This is a genomic window from Staphylococcus schleiferi (assembly GCF_025558325.1).
Classification (GTDB): Bacteria; Bacillota; Bacilli; order Staphylococcales; family Staphylococcaceae; genus Staphylococcus; species Staphylococcus schleiferi.
On sequence record NZ_CP094712.1, the window covers coordinates 2,069,485 to 2,091,451 of the forward strand.

The following is a 21,967-nucleotide window of genomic DNA, read 5'->3' on the forward strand; positions in this document are numbered from 1 at the left end:
CAGATAAAAAAGTCCCCAAAATTCATAAATCACATGAATTTTAGGGACTCATATAAGAACAATTTCTACACTATCATTTTAGTGCGAAATCACAATGATCATCTGTTAAATAAAGGGCATTTACTTTTCTTTATTCAATCTATCTGTCACTTCTTTTAATGTTTTTTCAAATTGTTTTAAAGGATCAATAGGGTGTGCTTCTTTATTTTGCTTTGCTTGTTCGCGCTGTTGATTGACATATTCAACGCCTTGACGTAGTGTTTCACTCACATTTTCAAATGTATCGCGGACAAAGTCTTCTACTGAAGATTTAAAATCGCTGTCTACATTTGTATCATCGGCTTTTGCTTCGGTTTTTTGAGTATCTGAATGGTTCGTTTGCGCTTGTGCTGTCGTTGTGTCTGTTGCCATTGCATCTAATAGTATTGCTGCTTCTTCTACTGAAATCTTTCCAGCTTGTAGTAATTCTAACACTTTGAATTTTGCTTCTTTCATTTACTAGCCCTCCTGTCGCGCTTTATCACGTGCCAATATTTCTTTCAAATATCGTCCAGTGTATGAAGTTGGATGTGCGGCAATCTCTTCAGGTGTTCCTGTTGCTAAGATTGTCCCGCCACCGTCACCACCTTCTGGCCCTAAGTCAATTAAATGGTCAGCAGTTTTAATGACATCAAGGTTATGTTCAATAATAACGACTGTATCACCATTGTCAACAAGTCGATTTAAAACTTTTAATAATCGGCTAATATCGTCAACATGTAAACCTGTTGTTGGCTCATCTAAAATATAAATTGAACGTCCAGTTGAACGTTTATGCAATTCAGATGCGAGTTTCACACGTTGTGCTTCACCACCCGATAGTGTTGTTGCTGGTTGACCCAACGTAATATAACCTAAACCTACATCCACAAGCGTCTGTAATTTACGTTTGATTTTAGGGATATTTTCAAAGAAATGGACTGCGTCTTCAACTGTCATCTCTAAAACATCAGAAATGTTTTTACCTTTATATGTGACTTCTAAAGTTTCGCGATTATAACGTTTCCCTCCACATACTTCACAAGGTACATAAACATCTGGTAAGAAATGCATTTCAATTTTGATAATACCGTCACCTTTACATGCTTCACAACGTCCGCCTTTCACATTAAAGCTAAAACGTCCTTTTTGATAACCTCGTACCTTTGCTTCGTTCGTTGAGGCAAAAACATCTCGTATATCATCAAAAACACCTGTATATGTGGCTGGATTAGATCTTGGCGTACGACCGATAGGTGACTGATCAATATCTATAATTTTATCAATCTCTTCTATACCTGTAATTTCATCATGTGCACCAGGTCTCACTTTTGATTTATTGATCGCTTTAGCAAGAGATTTATACAATACTTCATTAACAAGCGAACTTTTTCCAGAACCTGAAACCCCAGTTACCACATTCATCACTGACAACGGAAAATCAACATCTACACCTTTAAGGTTGTTACTTCTCGCGCCTTTCACTGAAATCTTACGGTCGGTTTTTTCTCGACGATGTTCAGGAACAGGAATAAACTTTTTACCACTCAAATATTGACCTGTCAGTGATTTTTTATCTCGCATCACCTGTTTAGGTGTACCACTAGAAACAACATGACCTCCATGATCACCTGCACCTGGTCCGATATCGACAAGATAGTCCGCTTCAATCATGGTATCTTCATCATGTTCGACAACAATTAATGTATTTCCTAAATCGCGCATTTCTTTTAGCGTATTGATGAGACGATCGTTATCACGCTGATGCAAACCAATCGAAGGTTCATCAAGTACATAAAGGACACCAGAAAGACGTGAACCGATTTGAGTTGCCAAACGGATACGTTGCGCTTCTCCTCCTGACAGTGTACCTGATGCACGATTCAACGTTAAATAATCCAAACCTACGTTATTCAAAAAGGATAAACGAGATGTAATCTCTTTTAAAATTAAACGCGCAATTTGGGCATCTTGATCTGATAATTCGATATTTTCATAGTAATCAAGCGCTTCTTTTATAGATTGTTCAACGACTTCACCAATATTTTTTCCAGCAACATAAACTGAAAGTGCTTCTCGACTTAATCTTTGTCCATGACACGTTTCACAAGGTTGTTCTGCCATATATTTTTGCATCATTTCACGGACATATTCTGAAGGCGATTCATGGTAACGGCGCTCAATATTCGGAATGACCCCTTCAAACGGCATCGTACGTGTACGCTGTTGTCCATTTTTCGATTGGAATGAGAAAGTAATTTCTTTATCTCCGGAACCATGCAAAATAATGCTTTTTTGTCGATCAGTTAATTTTTTATAAGGTTTATCCATATTGATTTTATAAACTTCACACACACGTTTTAATAACGTTGGATAAAAATCTGAACTCGTTGGCTCCCATGGGACAATCGCCCCTTCATTAAGGGATTTGTCTTTGTCAGGAACAACTAAATCAATATCAACGGTTAATTTAGTTCCTAAACCATCACAAGTCGGACATGCACCAAATGGACTGTTAAAACTGAACATTCTTGGCTCTAGCTCACCAATCGAAAAACCACATATTGGACATGCATGTTTTTCAGAAAACTCAAGTTGGTCTCCGTCAATGACATCGACAACAAGACGACCATCTGCAAGTTCTAATACGGTTTCAATTGAATCAGCCAGACGCGTTTCAATACCTGCTTTGACTACTAAACGATCGACAACAATTTCAATGGTGTGATTTTTATTTTTATCAAGTTCTGGCACTTGTGTCACGTCCATTATCTCGCCATCAACGCGGACACGCACATATCCCTTTTTACTAATATCATTCAATAATTTTTCGTGCGTTCCTTTACGATGATTAACGACAGGTGCCATTAATTGGATCTTTGTCCGTTCTTCTAACGCCATAATTCTATCCGTCATTTGTTGTACAGTCTGTGATTGTATCTCAATACCATGAATTGGACAATAAGGTTTGCCGATACGTGCATATAGCAAACGAATATAATCATAAATTTCAGTTACCGTAGCTACTGTAGAACGTGGATTTTTACTCGTTGTTTTTTGGTCTATTGATATTGCAGGTGACAAGCCTTCTATTGTATCCACATCAGGCTTGTCCATTTGACCTAAAAATTGACGTGCATATGCACTTAATGATTCGACGTATCGACGTTGCCCCTCAGCATAAATCGTATCAAAAGCCAATGAGGATTTACCTGATCCAGATAAACCCGTCATCACTATCAATTTTTGTTTAGGTAATTCAATATCAACATTTTTTAAATTATGGGCGCGTGCCCCTTTCACAACAATCGACGGTTCTTTCATGCTTTTCACCCTTCTGATTTTAATTCGAATAATAAATCTCTTAATTCTGTTGCTTTTTCGAAATCCAGTGCTTTTGCTGCTTCTTTCATTTCTTTTTCGACATTTTCTATCGTTTTTTGACGCTCTTTTTTCGTCATTTTCTTCGGCACTTCTGTACGTGCATCTTCATTTGTCTCATCAGATTCCACAGTCGCACTAATCACATCATGAATTTGCTTATTAATTGTTTGAGGCACTATGCCGTGCGCCTCATTGTAAGCCATTTGAATTTCACGACGTCGTTCGGTTTCATCGATTGCGACTTGCATAGAGTCAGTGATTTTATCCGCATACATGATAACTTCACCTTTGTCATTTCGGGCTGCACGACCAATCGTTTGAATAAGGGAACGTTCAGAACGTAAAAAGCCCTCTTTATCAGCATCTAAAATCACAACTAAAGAAACTTCTGGTATATCTAAACCTTCACGCAACAAGTTGATACCAATTAATACATCAAATGTTCCCATTCTTAAATCTCGAATGATTTCTATACGTTCAAGCGTTTTAATTTCTGAGTGGAGATAATTAACTTTGACACCTGCTTCTTTAAGATATGTGGTTAAGTCTTCACTCATTTTTTTCGTTAAGGTCGTAATTAAGACACGTTCATTACGCTCTGTGCGTTCTTGAATCTCACTTAACAGGTCGTCGATTTGGTTTTTCGTAGGTCGTACTTCAATTTTAGGATCTAGTAAGCCTGTTGGTCGAATAATTTGTTCCACCATTTCGTTAGTATGTTCAAGTTCGTAAGGTCCTGGTGTTGCTGAAACATATACGAGTTGCTTCGTTTTTTCTTCAAATTCTTCAAATTTCAAAGGTCTATTGTCTAACGCACTTGGTAAACGAAAACCATGCTCAACCAGTACCTTTTTACGTGCTTGGTCACCATTATACATACCCCGGATTTGTGGTAAAGTCACATGTGATTCATCAATCATCACTAACCAATCGTCACCGAAATAGTCTAGCAACGTATACGGCGTCGAACCTAAAGGTCTTAATGTTAAATGAACCGAGTAATTTTCGATCCCTGAAGTGAATCCCATTTCTCGCATCATTTCTAAATCATAATTTGTACGTTGTTCTAAACGTTGTGCCTCTAAAAGTTTGTTTTCACTTCTTAAATGTTCAAGTTGTGTTTCAAGTTCTTTTTCAATTCTTTCGATTGCAATTTTCATTTTTTCTTCACGTGTTACGAAGTGTGATGCAGGGAATAACGCAAAATGTTCTCGTTCTTTAAGAACTTCCCCAGTTAAATAATTAATCTCGCTAATTCGATCAATCTCATCACCAAAAAATTCAACCCGAATACATAATTCATCACGTGAAGCTGGGAAAATCTCAACAACGTCTCCACGCACTCTGAAAGTTCCCCGTTTAAAATCGATATCGTTACGTGTATACTGCACATCAACAAGCTTTCTCAATAAATCACTGCGATCCATTTCCATTCCGACACGAATACTTACTACCAAGTCACGATATTCATCCGGATTCCCTAAACCATAAATACAGCTTACACTTGCAATAATAATGACATCATCTCTCTCAAATAACGCACTTGTTGCAGAGTGACGCAGTTGATCAATTTCGTCATTAATAGATGCGTCTTTTTCTATAAATGTGTCAGTAGATGGAACATACGCCTCAGGTTGGTAATAATCATAATAACTCACAAAATACTCTACTCTGTTTTCAGGAAAGAAGGCTTTAAATTCACTGTAGAGTTGTCCTGCGAGCGTTTTATTGTGAGCAATAATTAATGTTGGTTTCCCTACTTCTTTTATCACATTACTCATTGTAAAGGTTTTACCTGTTCCAGTAGCCCCTAACAATGTTTGATGGCGCTTGCCTTCCTTAATCCCTTTCACAAGCGCCTCTATTGCTTTAGGTTGATCACCTTGTGGATCAAATTTTGAAGCAATTTTAAAATCATGATGCTCCATCCCTGTTCGCCTCCTATCAACTTAATACTCATATTTTAACAGAATACAATTAAAAAATACAAACATTTGTTCGTAACACGTGATTGTGCTTGCGCGATGTTTTAACATGTCAAAAAGGAGCGTATCTGATTGCCATGTCTTGCTTTTCAGATTCACTCCTGGTGAAAAATATTTATTTTTATAATCATTCTAAATATAACATTTGTAATGTAAATATTCTTAAATGTTATATTCCACTGTCATCATCATGCTCAGTCCGGTTTTTCTCTAAGTAATCCATAATGAGATATCCTGCTAGCAATGAGACAACATCTAAGAAAATAATCCATTCATTATGAAAGAAGCCTTTGTAGACTGAAGCCCCTATAACTACAAGAGTAATGAGAGTCCCTATCCATTTACTTCTCGTTACCGTACTGAAAAGAACAACAAGTACACATGGAAAAAATGCGGCTAATATATACCAGATCAATCCAATCACATCTTTCTTTTATTAAGGATATGCATTGTTGTTTCTCTTAATTCCGTTTTAGGGATAAATCTTTCTGTTAACATTTCAGGAATAATATGCTCTATGAAATCTTGAACTGAGTACAAATGATCAAATTGCATGATGGTTTCGAGACTCATTTCGTAAATTTCGAAAAATAGCGGTTCAGGATTTCTTTTTTGAATTTCTCCAAACGTTTCATACAGTAAGTCAATTTTATCAGCTACTGATAAAATTTGTCCTTCTAGAGAATCATCTTTCCCTTCCTGTAATCGACGTCGATATATATCTTGATACTTTTCTGGAATCTCTTCCTTAATAAAAGTATCAACCATTTCTTCCTCAACTTGTGAAAAGAGTTTTTTTAACTCACCGCTTGCATACTTGACAGGTGTTTTAATATCACCAGTAAAAACCTCTGCAAAGTCATGATTTAATGCCTTTTCGTATAAACTTTTCCAATCCACTGTTTTCCCATGATACTCTTCAACAGTGCCTAAATATTGGGCGATTTTTGTTACTTTAAATGAATGTGCCGCTACATTATGCTCAAAATACTTAAATTTTCCCGGTAAACGAATTAATTTTTCTAAATCTGATAATCTTTTAAAATATTGATGGACGCCCATAGCCAACCTCCTCTAAAATCAATTAAGCGCATGCAAGCTATTTGTTGATTATATTAACACATTTATATTGAATTTTTCACTTGTTTTTACAGCTTTCACTGATATTTAACAAAAATGAATACAATTTAAAATAATTCTTTACGCGAAGTCATAAAGTTTAAAAAACAAACGAGCCGACGCACCATCAATATCAGTTTTTTTAGCATTTAATGGCTGTACACTTTATATGGTGGTTATGTGTCTATAATAATTAAGTCGCAAACTTCCGATTGCTTCTTCGAGTCTCGCTTTCCCAGGCGCCTTACCTCAACTAATTTTGGCTTTTATTGTAGCTCATAAGAAGCCAAAATGGATTTTCGGTTTCGACTCTATGCCTCGGGAGTCTCGACTCGGTACGCAATCTATTAAGCAATTTCACTATTGAAAAGTGGCATTGCTTTTTTCTTTGGTCTTTTATACAGTCTAAAAATAATAAAAATGCGATTTTTGAAGTTATAAAGGTTCTTCATTTTTAATTTGAAAAACATGTATAAAAAAGGAACGAAGATGAATCCTAATATCATAGGGTTCATTTTTCGTTCCTATTTTGATACAACTTAATGCATGAGATGTCTTAAATAAGCCTCAATAAATGGACTAATATCGCCATCCATCACTGCATTGACATTGCCTGTTTCTTCATTTGTTCGATGATCTTTTACCATGGAATACGGATGGAATACATAGGATCTAATTTGGCTTCCCCATCCAATTTCTTTTTGTTCACCACGAATAGCCGCTAACTCTTGCTCTTTTTGTTCGAGCTCAAGTTGATAAAGCTTTGCTTTTAACATCTTCATCGCAGCTTCTCTGTTTTTAATTTGTGAACGCTCATTTTGGTTGTTCACCACAATACCAGTTGGATGGTGCGTAATACGAATGGCAGACTCTGTTTTATTAATATGTTGTCCGCCGGCACCAGAAGCACGGAAAGTATCAACGGAAATGTCATCAGGATTGATTTCAATTTCAATCTTTTCGTTGTTGAACTCAGGTATTACATCACAAGATGCGAAAGACGTATGACGTCGGCCAGAAGAATCAAAAGGTGAAATACGTACTAAACGATGAACACCTTTTTCAGCTTTCAAATAGCCATAAGCATTATGACCTTTCACAAGCATGGTAACACTTTTGACACCCGCCTCATCACCCGCTTGGTAGTCAACAATCTCCGTTTTAAATCCTTGTTGCTCGCAAAAACGCTGATACATACGTAACAACATATTGGTCCAATCTTGAGATTCTGTTCCACCTGCACCGGGGTGCAACTCTATAATTGCGTTATTCGCATCATGTTCACCATTAAGTAAGAGTTGCAATTCAAAATGATTAAGCTTCTCTTCAAAATCGATGACTTCAGCCTCTATATCTTGCTTGATATCTTCATCATATTCGTCTTGCAAGAGCTCAACGGTTGCTTCCATATTTTCAATCGTTTCTGCGACTTCATAATAATCTTGAACTACTGACTTTAACGCATTATTTTTATCGATGATTTCTTGAGCGCGGTTTTGATTGTCCCAAAAATGTGGGTCAGCCATCATTTCCTCATACTCTTGAATATTTGTCTCTTTGTTTTCTAAGTCAAAGAGACCCCCTAAGTTGTTCTAATTTCGAGGTATAGTCATCAATATTACGCTTAATCTCTGATAATTCCATATTTATCTCTCCTTCAAATGTTCAACAACTTATTTTCCATGGCAATTCTTATATTTTTTGCCACTACCACATGGACATTGCTCATTACGACCAATTTCTTGGTCCTTTACAAAAGGTTGGGGCTTAGCTTTCTCTTTGCCGTCCTCAGCTGAGACGTGCTTCCCCTCCAACTCCTTTGTTTTTTCACGCTCCACATCATCATCCACAGTAATTACTGATTTTAGGATATATTTACTTACATCTTCTTCAATGCTTTGCATCATGATATCAAATAACTCATGACCTTCATTTTGATAATCTCTTAAAGGATTTTGTTGACCATATGAACGTAAGTGAATCCCTTGTCTTAATTGATCCATCGTATCGATATGTGATGTCCAATGATCATCGATAGAACGAAGGAGAATCATACGTTCAAACTCTGGCATACGATCGCCTAATTGAGATTTTTGTCGCTCATAGGCAGCCTCGATTTTAGCCCAGATGACTTCATACATATCCTCTTGGTCTTTACCTTTAATTTCACTTTCTTTTAAGTCACCCTCATGTAAGAAAACGTCTTCGATATAATGAATAATAGGTTCATAATCCATTTTTTCTTCGTCTTCATTCACATAATAATTCAATGTTCGTTGCAACGTTGATTTCATCATTTGAATCACGAGCTCTGAACTTTCAACTTCATCAATAATGCGATTTCGCTCTTCATACATAATTTCACGTTGCTTACGTAAAACTTCATCATATTCTAAAATACGTTTACGTGCATCAAAGTTGTTACCTTCAACACGTTTTTGCGCAGATTCTACAGCACGAGAAACCATTCTAGATTCAATCGGCGTAGAGTCATCCATTCCCAATCGGTTCATCATCGCTTGCATTCGATCTGAACCGAAACGCACCATTAAATCATCTTGTAATGAAAGGTAGAAACGACTGTCCCCTTGGTCGCCTTGACGACCTGAACGACCACGTAATTGGTCATCAATACGGCGAGATTCATGTCGTTCTGTGCCAATAACAGCAAGTCCTCCGAGTTCTTCTACACCTTCGCCAAGTTTAATATCTGTACCACGACCGGCCATATTTGTTGCAATTGTTACTGATCCTCTTTGACCTGCACCCGCAACAATTTCAGCTTCTCTTTCATGGTTTTTAGCATTTAATACACTATGACGAATACCACGCTTTTTAAGCAAGTTAGAAATATATTCAGAAGTTTCAACCGCAACTGTCCCTAGTAAAACCGGTTGACCTTTACGGTGTTTTTCTATAACCTCTTCGACAACCGCATCGAATTTACCTTTTTGACTCACATAAATTAAATCGGACTTATCGTGACGTTGAACAGGTCGGTTGGTTGGGATTTGCGTTACTGTCATATTGTAAATATTACGGAATTCTTCTTCCTCTGTTTTAGCTGTCCCTGTCATACCAGCCAACTTGTTATACATTCTGAAATAGTTTTGGAATGTAATTGAGGCCATTGTTTTAGACTCATTTTGAATTTTTACGTTTTCTTTTGCTTCAATTGCTTGATGCAATCCTTCTGAAAAACGACGTCCAGGCATTGTACGACCTGTAAATTGGTCTACAATTAAAATTTCGCCGCCTGTCACCATATAGTCAACGTCGCGTTGCATTGTATAATGTGCACGTAACGCAAGGTTAATATGGTGAATAATATCAACGTGTTTGACATCATATAAATTCTCTATTTTGAACATACGCTCAGCTTTATCAATTCCTTGCTCAGTTAATTGAATCGCTTTTGTTTGTACGTCGTAATTATAATCTTCTTCAGATTTAAGCATCTTCGCAAAAACATTGGCTTGCGTATAAAGTGACGTTGATTTTTCGGCTTCTCCAGAAATAATTAAAGGCGTACGTGCTTCATCAATTAAAATAGAGTCAACCTCATCAATAATTGCAAAATTGAGCGGACGCATAACACGGTCTTCTTTATAGTTCACCATGTTATCTCTTAAATAATCGAAACCAAGTTCGTTATTTGTACTGTACGTAATGTCTTTACTGTACGCTTCACGTTTGTCGATAGTGCTCAAACTGTTTAAGTTCAAGCCTACAGATAGACCTAAAAAGTTATACAGTTCAGCCATTTCTTCACTTTGTACACTAGATAAATATTCATTGACTGTAATGACATGCACACCGCGACCAGTGAGTGCATTTAAATACGTTGGCATTGTTGCAGTCAATGTTTTACCTTCACCTGTTCTCATTTCAGCGATGTCACCATTATGGATAGCAATCCCACCCATGATTTGAACTTTGTAAGGTGTCATATTGAATACACGTTTAGAGGCTTCACGGACGAGCGCAAATGCTTCAGGTAAAATGTCATCTAACTTATTATTTTGTTTTCTAATATCTTCAACTTTTTGTACTTCTTCTTGAAAAGCTTTCGTTTTCGCTTTCATTTCATCATCAGTTAATAGCGCCATTTGTTCTTCTAAGGCTATGACTTTATCTGCTAATTTACTTAAACGTTTGACTTCTCTTTTATTACCGTCAACCAGTTTAGTTAAAAAACCCATTTTGTTCGCTCCTTTAGCGTTAATACTGTGTCGCTTACAACAACTCATCATACCATTTTTGAGTATAAATTTATACTCAAATACTCAGTTACATTGCCGTCGTTATTTATCACACTACTATCATACGCGTATTTTACTAAAAAAGAAATCTATGGCAATGGTCTACCATAGATTTCTTAAATATCAATCCAATATGTCATGAACTCCATTCGCTATAATGATAGGCTCAAAAACGATGCCTAAGTGGTGAAATTCACGCTTTCTTACTCGACATATTGATTATTCAGTTTCAATTAAACCGTATTTTCCATCTTTACGACGATATACAATACTTGTACCATCTGTTTCTCGGTCATTGAATACGAAGAAATCATGTCCTAATAAGTTCATTTGTAAAACCGCTTCTTCTGAATCCATTGGTTTTAAACTAAATGTTTTTGAACGGATGATTTCGATATCAGAATCTGTAGCTTCGTTTTCAACTTCTGGTTCTGCACCTTCAACATCAACAAAAACGTCTTCTTCAAAACCACGATCTCTATTTTTACGGTTTACACGTGTTTTATATTTACGGACTTGACGTTCAAGTTTATTATTAATCAAATCGATTCCGGCATATAAATCATCGTGACGTTCTTCCGCACGAAGTGTAACATTCTTCAAAGGAATTGTCACTTCAATTTTAGTGCTAGAGTTTTGGTATGTTTTAACTTTAACATGAGCAGTTGCATTGGGTACATTAGTGAAATAACGTTCTAATTTACCAATCTTCTCCTCAATATAATTTCTGATAGCATCTGTGATTGTGAGGTTGTCTCCATGAATTTCAAAGTTAATCATAGTGCTCGCTCCTTTCAACCTCTTTTTAAAATATATTCCTTACTTATATTTTAACATGTTTACGCTATCTCGCAAACGTTAACATACTTAATTTTCTGACTTTTTGTTGTAATAATACATCTGCGGCACAATGCGCTGTATGCCCCGTTGTGTAAATATCATCAATAAGTAGAATAGACTTGTTTTCTAAACAAATCACACTTTCATCATGTTCAAAATAAATCGGATTCTGAACCTTAAATCGTTCGCTTGGCGTCAAAGTATATTGTTTCGGTCGTACGTTCATCTTTAAACAATCAACATAAGCGATTTTTTGAAAATCTAATATCGTCTTTACTGGATTAAAAGTACGTTTGATATCATTTTCTCGACTTGAGGGCATAGGAACAATGAAATCAATATCATGTGCTGGTATTTTAATATAATAAGCAAAAATCTCTGCTAGCGCCACATCTTGTAAAAATTTATATTGGTGAAAGAGCGTTTTAATAAAACCTTGATAATGAAAAATCGCGTTTATCCTTTCAAAGGGTTGCGTAGAAAGATTGAGGTGATCACAATTACGACAATATCCAGATGTATAGGCACCTAAACAATAAGGACATCGGCCCTCTTTATTAAAACGGCAAGCTTGGATAGCTTCGTCACAACTTATACATACAATTTTTGGCTTTAAAAAAAGCGATCGTATCCCCACCTCTTCATCATACGTTTTCATACAGTAATGGCATCTCACCCATCAATCCACCCTCTCTGCCTCGCGATTCGATTCATCATTTTGATTTCACGTCGTGCTGTAAACATCGCTGTTGTTCTTCCCTCATGGAAAAAACATACATCGCCTCCTGGGCTTTGCATTTTCCGCCCTACACGTCCAGCAATTTGAATTAATGCTGTTGCAGAAAATCGATGACTGTCAACCACCCAGACATCTAAGTCTGCCATTGTAAAGCCACGTTCTAATATCGTGGTTGTTAACATAATTGAATACGCTTTTTGTCGTAGGGCTTCAACTTTCTTTATGCGCGCACTATCTTCACTATGCACAAAGTGCAGTTGCTCTATTTGATGACGATACGTTTCAAAAAATTTTCGCATTTGTTGAATATCACTAAAGAATATCAGTGTGGTTCGTTGCTGTTTTTGTTGATGTTTCATTTGATTAAGAAGGTAAAGTTGAACTTTGGAAAAACGAACTTTAAAGTATTTAAAACGTGGGACGACAAGTGGCTTTTGATGAAAACGAGCAGGTAAAGTAATCGTATGTTCATTATCAAACTGTGCTTTTAATTTTTTAGGTGGCGTAGCTGTCATATAAATCAAACTTTTATGTGTTCTTGCGGCATTTTCAATTGTGCTCATTAAAGTCGTATCCATCGACAAAGGAAAAGCGTCTACTTCATCTACAAATATTACATGGAAATGATTTTTAAATCGATACAGCTGGTGTACAGTTGAAATTACAAAATGCGCATCATACTGCTGTTTGCTCGCTTGATGTAGCACATCAATCGCTTCGCTTTCAAATGATTGCTGAACACGATAACTGAGTTCAATCACAACATCTAGTCGCGGAGAAACGATTGCCACATTGTAGGCGGCGCGTCTTGCGCGTGCAATAGCTTCAAACATCATCTCTGTTTTCCCAGCACCTGTTACAGCATGAACTAATAAACTTTCGAAATTCATAACCGCTTGTACAATACGATCAGAAGCAAATTGTTGCTGTTCCGACAACTGGAAAGTGAGATGATACACACCTGTTGTACACTTCATTAAACTTTTCGTTATAAAGACCGTCGTTAAATTATCAATCCGCCCCATTTGAATACAGTGGCGACAATATACAACTGTGTTATCGTGGTACGGACTCTTGTAACGATAAAAATGTTCAGGCGCTGTTGTCGCACATCTCGCACAAAGCCATCCTTGTTTCGTTCGTTCAATGCCTTTCTTTTGTGTTTCGATATCTACTTCCCTACATAGCGCTACATCAGTAATTAGTTGTCCGTTAAGATACATTTAAGTGGCCCCTTTCACCTGTATACACGTTTATGTCCAATGAATTACTTTCTCGCTTTCAAAAATATTTGCACATTGTTTTATAACTTCATGCTATTCAAAAATCAATGACAGGCCGATGAATTTAAATAACTGGCAATGAAACATCTTTTATAAGCGGATTCGTCTTTAAACATCACAAAAAAATAAAGACATCTTAAAACCAACACTAAGCGTTTGGTTTTAAAATGCCTTATACTTTGAATAAGTTTATTCAACTTCTTCATCTGCTTCAGGTAAACGGATATCACGGTTCGTCACACCAATCCCAAATCCACCTAATCCTAAATGAGACGAAATCACAGGACCAAATTCAGAAAATGCAATGTTTTTCTCAGGGAAACGTTCGCGTAAACTTTGAAAAACATCACGTGATTCTTCTTTATTATTACCACCGATCACCATCACTGTCGCTGTATCGAATTGATCAGCTAATTCAATTGCTTTTTGTTCGATTAATTTCAACGCTTTCTTTTTAGTACGGACTTTTTCATAAGGAACAATTAAGCCATCTTCAAATGTAAGCACGGGTTTCATTTTGAGTAAGTTTCCAATCCATGCTTGCGCCCCAGTAATTCGGCCACTTTTATGTAAATTTTTCAAATCATCTACAACTAAAAAAGCACCCGTATGATCTCTCATTTCAATCAAATCGGCTAATATTTCTTGTACATCTAAACCTTGAGCAATTAGATCTAACGCACGAATAACAAGTGCACCCTCTGGTAAACATGCAATTTTTGAATCGACTGGGTGAACGTTAATACCTTCAACCATATCAGCTGCTTGTAATGCTGTTTGATACGCACCACTAATACCACTTGAAAGATGAACCGTAATTACATCTGTATAGCCCTCATTTTTGTATGCTTCATAAGCATTTATCATCTCGCCAATTGCGGGTTGACTTGTCGTCGGAATTGTCGCTGATTTTTCTAATATATCATAAAATTCATCTGCAAAAATTGAAATATTTTCTTTATAATTCTCACCGTTTTCCAATGTAATACTCAATGGTACAACACGAATATTATATTTTTCTAAAACATGCTGAGGGATATAGCTTGTTGAATCAGTCATCACAGCTATCTTCATTTTTATTTCCTCCTCTAAAAGCTAAAACACAATCGTGTATTTTATTTGCAATCACTTTGATATGATTTAAGTGATATGAACGCTAATCGAAAAGATAGCGATAATTGTCAATGTGTGCTGTTCGGACTCGAATGTTGTCAAGTATGGCGATGCATATTTAAACGAAACCTACACACGCCTTTACACCTCCAGTTTAATTCAACCGAAAGACACAAATCCTTACAATATGTACTTGATACTTTCTTTTATATCAGATTTCTTATTATATTGCTATTGTTTTAACATACAACAATTTATAATTATATCAACAGTTTTCATAGGTTTCCAATAGGTATTGTGGATACAATCACTTCACGCACATCAATTATTATGCTTTAACAATACATGAAAGACGCTTGATTCATTCATGATAACTGCTAACGCGTATAAGAAAAATCATCACACATCGTGGTGTGACATCAAGCACAAAAAATGATTGCAACATTTGCCTAACCTTATATGAAGCTTATTAATATAGTATAATAGACAACGTAATTTGAACAATAAAGGGTGACATTTATGACAGATTCAGTCATTACAATAAAAGATGAGCATATCATAGAAAATGTAATTAATAAATCACGATTCATTGCACATATCAAACCTGTACAAGATGAATCAGAAGCAAAAGCATTTATAGAGGCCAAAAAGAAAGAACACCGTGAAGCCACACACAATTGCTCAGCATATACAATTGGGGATACCATGTTAATCCAAAAAGCAAATGACGATGGTGAACCTAGTGGTACTGCAGGAGTTCCTATGTTAGAAATGTTAAAAAAACTGGAGGTTCATAATGCAGCGGTCGTTGTTACACGTTATTTTGGAGGCATTAAATTAGGTACGGGCGGTCTGATTCGTGCATATGGTGGCGCAGTGAGAGATGTCATCCAAGATATTGGACGTGTTACTTTAAAGCCTGCAATTCCAACGCGACTGTCGATTGCATATGAACTGACAGGTAAGTTTGAGCACGAACTTCAAAGTACCAACTTCATATTAAGAGATACAAATTATACGGATCAAGTTACATATCATATTGATGTGTTAGAAGAAGATTACGATGCGTATATTCAATTTGTAAACCAACATACGCAAGGCAAGTTCACTATGGAAGAAGATCCTGTTAAACGTTTGCCTTTCGATATCGATTAACGAATGACTTCAAAAATCGATTCACCTTTTCATAACTTGTGAAAAATCATTGATGCATACATCCTCAATATTCTTTCATGAAAAGCAAATAAAAACGGGAATGGGCTATACACCCAATCCCGTTCTAACTTGTTGATGAACAAACGAACTTCGTTGAATTACGCTTTAAATTTTTAATATTTGCTTCGATAAAAGCACTTCATCTTCTTAATACTAAATCCATCCTTAAGATTCTGTCATCAAAATGAATTTGAAAAGACTACACTATTTTCTGCTCTCTTTTCGCTTTGAAATTAAGTTAAGTAGCGGTCGATAATCATCGTCAATTAATCCCGTAAACTCAACAATCAATTCAATTGTAACCACAATCAGAATAATCATTAAGAATACGCCCCATGGTTGTGATAAATATAAAATAATACTTACAACACTAAACATGAAAGCGATGGAATAAATGAGTATAACGGTTTGACGGTGTGTATAACCTAAGTCCAACAGTTTATGATGGAGGTGCGATTTATCTGCTTGCATAATATGTTGCCCTTTTTTCACTCGACGAATCATTGCAAATAAAGTATCAATGAATGGTACAGCTAAAATGACTATCGGGAAAAATAGGGATATAAATGTAATATTTTTAAAACCAAGTAATGATACAAAGCCAATAATAAAGCCAATCAATAACGCCCCGCTATCCCCTAAAAATATTTTTGCAGGGTGGAAATTGAATACGAGAAAACCGAGTAGTGAACCAATTAATACACTACAAATCATGATGATAAAGATATTACCTTGTAAGATGGCAATAAATGCAATCGTAGCTAATGCAATGACAGATACCCCTGCAGCTAGGCCGTCCAAACCATCAATAAGGTTAATGGCATTTGTAATGGCAACAATCCAAAAAATAGTAATCGGGATACCTAGCCACCCAAAATGAATTGTCGGTCCAATAGGCAAGGAAATAAAATCTATGGTCACCCCATAAGAGACAACTACAGTTGCTGCTAATATTTGACCTATTAACTTAATAATAGGTTTAAGGTCATATAAATCATCAATCAAACCCACTAAATAAATCACAACTGAACCTAGAAGTAACGGCTTAATCTCCCTTTCAATAGGTTCTCCAAGCCATATACCAATTAAAAATGAGAGTAAAATCGCCGATCCTCCCAGCATTGAAATAGGCTTAGTGTGGATCTTACGAAAATTAGGCTTATCAACAATATCCAATTTTTTAGAAACAGCGATAACGACCGGTATAATCATCAAACTGACTATCATTGAAACGCCAATGAGTATTAAAGTATACATCAGTTCACCTTCAATAAATGAAAATTTTCTTTATTAATATTCGACAAACAACAGCATATTTATAATGAGCTACCTTTAGAAAGTTTAACGTAAAGAATGAACTGTACTAAAACATAAATAAAAGTTAGAATGCTTTGTATAAGACAATCTAGAAGTTAGAACCAACATTCATCTTTTATAAACTTCAAACGGTAAATTGCGCACGCTTGTAAAGCGCATACGTCACCTTGTGCGCGATTGCGCTTTGAGCATGAATCAAATACTCATGCGGTTTATTTTAAAATAAAACTATTTGCATTAAAATCAATTTAAAAATGGTTTTACACGCTCAATCCTGTTATATATCCTACCATTCAAACGCTTCAAACACTTTATTATATTATCATATATTAACATGTAAATGCCTTTAATAACATTTATAGGAGCGAAAATTATTATTTTCTTTTTCATTATCATTGTATATTCTTTTACGATTATTCTCATTATCATTCAATGCATCATAATCGACAACTATTTGACACAATTGTGATATTTTAATTTTTTTAACTTATTATAAAAATACTAATACGACGTTTTATCATTTAAAATTCTGATTTTCTCTTATAAAAATGAATGACAAAATGTAACATTTCACTTACAATAACTAATGGTAAAGAAAAGGAGTCATAAATTATGATTGAAGCTATTATCTATAATATTTCAGTAACCATTGCTGGTATATATTTATTTCATCGTCTCCAATACGCAGAATCACACGATTTTAGATTTTCAAAAAGCTATATCACCGTATTGATGACAATTGTTGGACTATTATTAGCATTATATCCTGTACCTATAGAACATTATATGGTTCAGCTTTCTTTTGTTCCTTTACTATTTTTAGGACGCTATACAAATTCCTTTTACACATTTATTTCAGCCATGATTATTGCGCTTGTTGGCTATTTTGTATTATCTACATCTTTAACTTATGCTATAGCACTCATTATCATTGCAGGTGTTGTGAGCACTATCGGACCATTTTTAAAACAGAACCATGTCGTTGCAATTCAAATTTTGAATGTATTAAGTATCATTATTTTGACCGTTATTGCATTATTCATGCCATCGTATGATATTAAAGAAGTCATCTACTTAATACCACTTTCTGTGATTGCTACTTTAGTAACAGCGATTTTCTATGTTGATTTATTAAGATTTTTCTCTTTAATCGAACGTTACGAAAATGAAGAAACGGTGGATTATTTGACGGGATTAGGAAATGTTAAAGAATTTGACCGTCATCTCAACGAAGTCTCACGTATTGCAGATGATAATAACCAAAGTTTAGCTTTATTGCTGATAGACATTGATGGGTTCAAAGATGTCAATGATGCACATACACATCGTGCTGGAGATGCTGTTTTAAAACAAATGTCTCACTTATTCCAAAATTACGTGCCTAAAAAGACTAAAATTTTTCGTAATGGCGGTGAAGAATTTTCGATTGTCCTTCGTCATTATTCTTTAGATGAATGTGTGAAACTCGCCGAAAACATTCGAAAAGCAGTTGAAAAGTCTAATTTTCACCTTCCTGATAAAACGGTAATTAAACTTTCTGTATCGATTGGTGTTGGTTATTTAGATAGTGACGCACATAAATCTCATCGAAAAGTTTTTAAAGATGCAGATGACATGCTCCACGTTGCAAAAAATGAAGGCCGTAATAAAGTGATGTTTAATCCAATTATTAAATTACAATAAGCAAAATATTTTAGACACTTCGCGTAAGACATGTTCAATCACGCCAAGTGTCTTTTTTGATCTCTATATTTCTAGTCGCTTTATTTCAAATTAAAAAACAATTCTAGAACAATAACGCCTTGTTCAGAAACCTAAGCATATAGCGCATAAATGAATCTCCTTTTTTCTAATGTGTAATTATTTTAAGATGATTTTTTGTGTGACCCTATTATGAAAAATATTATTTATTCCCTATATATAAAGCTTTTGCTTATGATTTTTTGAAAACATGGGTATTATATATTGCAAGACCCTTTATTCCAATGTAGACTGACAATTGATTGTTATTAAAAAGGAGGCATAGTCATGGCAGAGGCATTAACGATTATAGATGAAGATAAAGTCATTGACGTTGTCTTACTTGCAGGCAAAGTCCTACTCGAAAGTGGTGCTGAAACGTACCGCGTTGAGGATACAATGGGCCGAATTGCTGCAAGCTATGGACTTGAAGATACATATGCTTTCGTCACATCTACAGCCATCATCTTTTCTTTAAATGATCGTACGAATACACGTCTTGTTCGTGTGCGTGAACGTACGACGGATTTAGAAAAAATTGCAATGGCTAATAATATCTCACGAAAAATCTCACGAAATGCTTTAACATTAGATGAAGCAAAATCGGAGTTAATTCATTTAGACCATGCTTCGTTACAGTATTCGTTTATTATTAAATTTATATCCGCTTCCATTGCATGTGGCTTCTTCTTATTCATGTTTGGCGGTGTCGCACATGATTTTATTTATGCAGTTATTGCAGGTGGCGCGGCATTTTTAACATTTGATTTAGTACAACGCTTTATACAGATTAAATTTTTCTCTGAATTTATAAGTGCAATGGTCGTGATTACGATTGCTGCCTTTTTTACTAAGATCGGCTGGGCAATCAATCAGGATATTATCACAATCGCTGGTGTTATGCCCCTTGTCCCAGGTATTTTAATTACGAATGCCATTCGTGACTTAATGGCGGGAGAACTGCTTGCCGGAATGTCTCGAGGTGTCGAAGCGGCATTGACCTCTTTTGCAATCGGTGCAGGCGTCGCGATTGTTTTACTCATATTTTAAGAAAGGTGTGGGAAGCATTGACAGTCATTTTGTATTATATTGCGCAGTTTATGATTAGTTTTTTTTCTACAATGCTATTTTCAGTTATATTCAATGCGCCTAAGCGATTGCTAGTTGCGTCAGGCTTTGTTGGTGCAATGGGTTGGTCTATTTATAAATTCACTGTAGATATGAACTACGGTATCGTGATGGCTGCTTTTCTTGGAAGCTTTATATTAGCGGTTATGAGCCATACGATGAGCCGACGTTATAAACGCCCTGTCATTATTTTTATATTACCTGGTATCATTCCTCTTGTACCCGGAGGCGCAGCTTATGAGGCAACACGACTCTTAGTATCAAATTCCTATACACCCGCTGTAAACCAGTTTTTAGAAGTCACACTAACATCAGGCGCGATTGCTTTTGGAATACTCTGCGCTGAGATCTTCTATTACATCTATACACGCATCAAGCATTACTATGGTAAACTAAAAGGTAAGACTTATCGTAAAGGATATCATATGAATAATCGTATTTAACGTAAGAGAAGGAGTGGTCAACTTGAAAGAACAAATTATTGAAAGACTTACACGCTACACTAAAATTAATACACAATCTGATCCAAATAGTGAGTCAACACCTTCCACTACAAGACAATGGGATTTATTACATCTTTTAGAGGAAGAATTGACAGCGATGGGATTGCAAACAGATTTGGATGATCAAGGCTATTTATTTGCGACATTAGAAGCCAATATTGAAGCGCCGGTGTCAACTATTGGCTTTTTAGCGCATGTAGACACTTCTCCTGATTTTAATGCTGCAAATGTCAATCCTCAAATCGTCGACAATTATGACGGTGGCATTATTAAATTAGGTACATCTGGACGTGAAATCAATCCTGAAGTTTTTCCAGACATCGTTAAAGTTAAAGGACATACTTTAATGACGACTGATGGCACTTCATTATTAGGTGCAGATGATAAAGCAGGCGTCGTGGAAATCATGGAAGCATTACGTTATCTATTAGAGCATCCAGAAATTAAACATGGTCGTATCCGAGTAGGCTTCACTCCTGATGAAGAAATTGGTCGTGGACCACATCAATTTGATGTTGAACGTTTTGATGCGGATTTTGCTTATACAATGGATGGCAGTCAATTAGGGGAACTTCAATATGAAAGTTTTAATGCTGCAGAAGCAACGGTTACTTTTGAAGGCGTCAATGTTCATCCCGGTTCTGCAAAAGATAAAATGGTCAACGCTTTAAATCTAGCGAATACTTTTCATCAATCGCTACCTGCTCACGAAGTTCCTGAGCACACAGAAGGTTACGAAGGATTCTTCCACCTGATGCAAATGAATGGTAATGTTGAAAAAGTGACATCACAATATATTATTCGAGACCATGATCGTACTTCATTTGAAAATCGAAAACAAACTTTAATTGAAATTCAAGAGAAAATAAACGAACAGTATTATTACAATCCTGTAAACCTTGTCATTCATGACCAATACCATAATATGGCAGAAAAAATCACACCACTTCAACATATTATAGATATTCCTAAAGCCGTTTATAAAGATTTAGGTATTACGCCAAATACTGCACCTATCCGTGGCGGTACAGATGGTTCACAATTATCATTTATGGGTTTACCTACACCAAATCTTTTCACAGGCTGTGACAATTTTCATGGGCCGTATGAATATGCATCGATTGATGTTATGGAAAAAGCAGTTCAAGTCATCATTGGTATCGTACAAAAAGTGGCTGAAAATCAAAAAGCATAACTTTATGACTATCAAAAGAGGTCAAAAAGAGTCAGAGAAGCTGTATTCTCTGACTCTTTTTTATCGACTGTATTTCTCTTTTAAATCATTCTTCATTGAGGGAGATAATTTAAAACGTCTCAATCT

General features: G+C 35.8%; 17 protein-coding genes. 5 read left to right on the forward strand and 12 right to left on the reverse strand.

Annotation, left to right across the window (positions count from 1 at the left end; translation table 11 throughout):
- Positions 1 to 120 precede the first annotated feature (120 nt).
- The 11 genes from MUA40_RS09790 to fakB1 form a co-directional block, all read right to left on the reverse strand.
- A complete protein-coding gene (locus MUA40_RS09790; RefSeq protein ID WP_016424525.1) occupies positions 121 to 495 on the reverse strand; it encodes an SHOCT-like domain-containing protein in 375 nt (124 codons plus the stop codon).
- Between the two features lie 3 nt (positions 496 to 498).
- Entirely contained in the window at positions 499 to 3,342 is a 2,844-nt protein-coding gene (gene uvrA, locus MUA40_RS09795) for an excinuclease ABC subunit UvrA (RefSeq protein ID WP_262569526.1), read from the reverse strand.
- A gap of 5 nt (positions 3,343 to 3,347) precedes the next feature.
- Positions 3,348 to 5,330, reverse strand: coding sequence for an excinuclease ABC subunit UvrB (uvrB, locus tag MUA40_RS09800; protein WP_016424523.1), 1,983 nt, complete (start codon positions 5,328 to 5,330; stop codon positions 3,348 to 3,350).
- A 226-nt stretch (positions 5,331 to 5,556) separates the two neighbouring features.
- The gene (locus tag MUA40_RS09805) at positions 5,557 to 5,802 is read right to left on the reverse strand and encodes a CsbA family protein (RefSeq protein ID WP_037559196.1); all 246 of its coding nucleotides are present in this window, start codon (positions 5,800 to 5,802) and stop codon (positions 5,557 to 5,559) included.
- A 5-nt stretch (positions 5,803 to 5,807) separates the two neighbouring features.
- Positions 5,808 to 6,449, reverse strand: coding sequence for a YfbR-like 5'-deoxynucleotidase (locus tag MUA40_RS09810; protein WP_016424521.1), 642 nt, complete (start codon positions 6,447 to 6,449; stop codon positions 5,808 to 5,810).
- 596 nt (positions 6,450 to 7,045) lie between these two features.
- Positions 7,046 to 8,150, reverse strand: a protein-coding gene (gene prfB, locus MUA40_RS09815; RefSeq protein WP_126496224.1) for a peptide chain release factor 2 whose coding sequence is annotated in 2 segments (ribosomal slippage) — positions 7,046 to 8,077 and positions 8,079 to 8,150 — 1,104 coding nt in all. Because the reading frame shifts where the segments join, the coding sequence is not laid out codon by codon here.
- Between the two features lie 29 nt (positions 8,151 to 8,179).
- Positions 8,180 to 10,708, reverse strand: a complete 2,529-nt coding sequence (secA, locus tag MUA40_RS09820; protein WP_167732768.1) for a preprotein translocase subunit SecA — start codon at positions 10,706 to 10,708, stop codon at positions 8,180 to 8,182.
- Positions 10,709 to 10,987: 279 nt separating this feature from the next.
- Entirely contained in the window at positions 10,988 to 11,548 is a 561-nt protein-coding gene (gene hpf / locus MUA40_RS09825; RefSeq protein WP_016424517.1) for a ribosome hibernation-promoting factor, HPF/YfiA family, read from the reverse strand.
- 64 nt (positions 11,549 to 11,612) lie between these two features.
- Positions 11,613 to 12,266 (reverse strand): ComF family protein, encoded by a 654-nt coding sequence (locus tag MUA40_RS09830; RefSeq protein ID WP_037559062.1) that lies wholly within the window; start codon positions 12,264 to 12,266, stop codon positions 11,613 to 11,615.
- 14 nt (positions 12,267 to 12,280) lie between these two features.
- Positions 12,281 to 13,570, reverse strand: a complete 1,290-nt coding sequence (locus MUA40_RS09835) for a DEAD/DEAH box helicase family protein (RefSeq protein ID WP_016424515.1) — start codon at positions 13,568 to 13,570, stop codon at positions 12,281 to 12,283.
- Positions 13,571 to 13,819: 249 nt separating this feature from the next.
- Positions 13,820 to 14,704 (reverse strand): fatty acid kinase binding subunit FakB1, encoded by an 885-nt coding sequence (gene fakB1, locus MUA40_RS09840; RefSeq protein WP_126496226.1) that lies wholly within the window; start codon positions 14,702 to 14,704, stop codon positions 13,820 to 13,822.
- Positions 14,705 to 15,262: 558 nt separating this feature from the next.
- Between fakB1 and MUA40_RS09845 the strand changes: the two genes are divergently transcribed.
- Positions 15,263 to 15,898 (forward strand): YigZ family protein, encoded by a 636-nt coding sequence (locus MUA40_RS09845; protein WP_016424513.1) that lies wholly within the window; start codon positions 15,263 to 15,265, stop codon positions 15,896 to 15,898.
- Between the two features lie 264 nt (positions 15,899 to 16,162).
- Here the strand turns inward: MUA40_RS09845 and MUA40_RS09850 are convergent, their stop codons facing one another.
- Positions 16,163 to 17,215: a glycosyltransferase family 4 protein gene (locus MUA40_RS09850; protein ID WP_016424512.1), complete on the reverse strand. Its 1,053-nt coding sequence runs from the start codon at positions 17,213 to 17,215 to the stop codon at positions 16,163 to 16,165.
- Positions 17,216 to 17,887: 672 nt separating this feature from the next.
- Here MUA40_RS09850 and gdpS point away from each other — a divergent pair.
- The 4 genes from gdpS to pepT all read left to right on the forward strand — a co-directional run bounded on the left by gdpS (position 17,888) and on the right by pepT (position 21,841).
- Positions 17,888 to 18,958, forward strand: a complete 1,071-nt coding sequence (gene gdpS / locus MUA40_RS09855) for a GGDEF domain-containing protein GdpS (RefSeq protein ID WP_016424511.1) — start codon at positions 17,888 to 17,890, stop codon at positions 18,956 to 18,958.
- Between the two features lie 345 nt (positions 18,959 to 19,303).
- Complete coding sequence (locus tag MUA40_RS09860) at positions 19,304 to 20,065, forward strand: threonine/serine exporter family protein (RefSeq protein WP_016424510.1); 762 nt, start codon at positions 19,304 to 19,306, stop codon at positions 20,063 to 20,065.
- A 26-nt stretch (positions 20,066 to 20,091) separates the two neighbouring features.
- Positions 20,092 to 20,586 carry a threonine/serine exporter family protein gene (locus MUA40_RS09865; protein ID WP_037559194.1) on the forward strand — a complete coding sequence of 165 codons (495 nt, stop codon included), beginning with the start codon at positions 20,092 to 20,094 and terminating at the stop codon, positions 20,584 to 20,586.
- A gap of 22 nt (positions 20,587 to 20,608) precedes the next feature.
- Positions 20,609 to 21,841, forward strand: coding sequence for a peptidase T (gene pepT, locus MUA40_RS09870; protein ID WP_016424508.1), 1,233 nt, complete (start codon positions 20,609 to 20,611; stop codon positions 21,839 to 21,841).
- Positions 21,842 to 21,967: the final 126 nt, after the last annotated feature.